Genomic DNA, 2071 nt, shown 5'->3' with positions numbered 1-2071 from the left:
CTGAACCTCCCACACCTAAAGGAGTGGGGTTCTAAAGTATTAAAAGACTTCCTCTCATAGATTCCTTTCATCCATAAGCACTAATCTTTGTTCCTTTAGACTTTCATGAGCAAAGCACACTCCGATGAGTCACTTTAACGCTCTGTAGGCGCGATTCAACACCTGTTGATTCATTTGATTAGTTTCTACCCAATTCCCATACTCGCCAAATTGTCCTGATTTTTCAGCCTTTCGATTTCAATGTTATGCAATTGGAAGAAAACATCCCAGCTATTATGGCAACTCTCAACATTCGCCTGTTTTAAATCTTCATCTGCATTCATCAACAAAAACGAACTGTACAAATCCCGTTGGACTCTGCCACAATCAAACTCATTCCATCGCTCCGATAAGTTCTTTTTCCTATAAGTATTGTTAAAATGATTAAACTGGCTTGCTTTAAAAGAAGTGGTGTCTACTTTTTTTACTTTCTTTGAATCATATTCCAGCTTATTGTCCAGTATGGTTAAAAATAGACTCGGCGCTTTATTAGCCAAACTTTTCCCGAATCGCTTTTTCCTATTCATTCTTCCTGTGTTCTCGTTGATCGTTGTCTTCTTTCCTCGCGCTTGCAACCCTTTATAATTCATTGTTTCCACATAACACTCATCCCCAAGAGATAAAATCGAATTCGCTAGCTTGTTGTGATCTTGTCTTCTCTTCTCAGCTATCTTTCGCTGGATCTCTTGAAGTTGATCTCTAGTCTTTTTATAGTTCTTACTGAAAACCCAGCTACGGCCATTGTCACGCTTAATGGTCCCGTCATCGTTATATTTGTCAGGGTTGTTTGCTCGTCGTTGTCGATCTAATTTCCGTTGTAGCACTCTTTTCGTCTTTTCGATGTTAGTTACTGAAGGAGCTAATTCTAGCAGCTTCACATCCTTACAAGAAGAAAAGGCAATCGTTTGTGTGCCGATGTCTATGCCTACTTTGCCTTTTCCTCTCTTGTGTTTAAAACACCCCGTATCTTTATCTAGCTTTCTTGGCGGGAGACCTTTGATAATCAATTGGGCGAAATAAACGATCTTTCCACGAATATGCTTTTTAAGAATACGGACATATTTAATCTTTTGAGTGAGTGCTTGTTGTGCATAGATGTCCTTTTTCTTTATCTCTACAGGAATGGAGAGGGGGTTCTTCTTGTGTTTTCCCCAATACAGGAATCCGTCTCTATACCGAATCCCCGTTTTATTAGACTTGCCTTCAACAGAGCTCATTTCACCGTAGCGTTTGAAGAATACTTTTTTCGCCTCTCCATACATCAATCTTTCTAAAGTCAGGTAGGCTCTTGTAGCTAGTTTTTGGGCGGTGAATGAATCAATATTGTCTTGGAAAACATGGTGCATCGGTCTGACAAAATGATGGAGGCTATGCTCTGTGACTCCATATTCTGAACGCACTTCTTCAAGAGATTGATTCCTTTCTTTGGTCTTCTCTTGTTTGAGGAGTGCTTGAAATTCATTGTTTTTTCTGAGTTTATTGTGTCGCCTTACCCCCTCACCCAAGCAGGCGTTGTATATTTTTCGCGAAAGATCCAAACGTTTAGCTAGTACGTCTTCCTGAAAAGGCTGAGTTTTCAGCTTTAACGTGACTACGAAGCTGGCAGATTTCGTCTTCGCCATGGTTTGTCACCCCCTTGTTTTCTGTTGTTCCACATATCTCTTAATCGTTTCACTTGATACATGTCCGGCTGTAGATACAAAATAGGAGCGTGTCCATAAGCTAGGAAGATGTTGAAGGTGTGAAAATTCTTCTCTCAACTTCCTAGATGTGATTCCTTTGATCTTTGCCATGACGTCGGCAGGACTCCTATTTGGAAGTACGTTGAGAAAGAGGTGTGTATGATCTTTGTCGCATTCAATAGCCATTACTTCAATATCCAAGCTACTGCATATGTCTTTAACAAGAGACTTAAATTTCTCTTCAACGTCTTGCCTCTGAAATAGTTTCCTTCTGTACCTAGGACAAAAAACAAAATGATAATTAATGAAGGAAACAGTCGTTTTCGTGCTTCTATAAGAGTTCATAGACT

At 39.8% G+C, this 2071-nt stretch carries 2 protein-coding genes; both read right to left on the bottom strand.

All coding sequences use genetic code 11. The features are described 5' to 3' along the window. Positions 1–185: 185 nt before the first annotated feature. Complete coding sequence (locus AVZ68_RS19385; protein ID WP_059106223.1) at positions 186–1661, bottom strand: hypothetical protein; 1476 nt, start codon at positions 1659–1661, stop codon at positions 186–188. A gap of 6 nt (positions 1662–1667) precedes the next feature. Continuing rightward, entirely contained in the window at positions 1668–2066 is a 399-nt protein-coding gene (tnpA, locus tag AVZ68_RS19380; protein WP_059106224.1) for an IS200/IS605 family transposase, read from the bottom strand. Positions 2067–2071: the final 5 nt, after the last annotated feature.

Source organism: Shouchella shacheensis (assembly GCF_001484965.1).
GTDB lineage: Bacteria > Bacillota > Bacilli > Bacillales > Bacillaceae_D > Shouchella > Shouchella shacheensis.
This window is presented reverse-complemented; position numbering and strand designations above follow the sequence as displayed.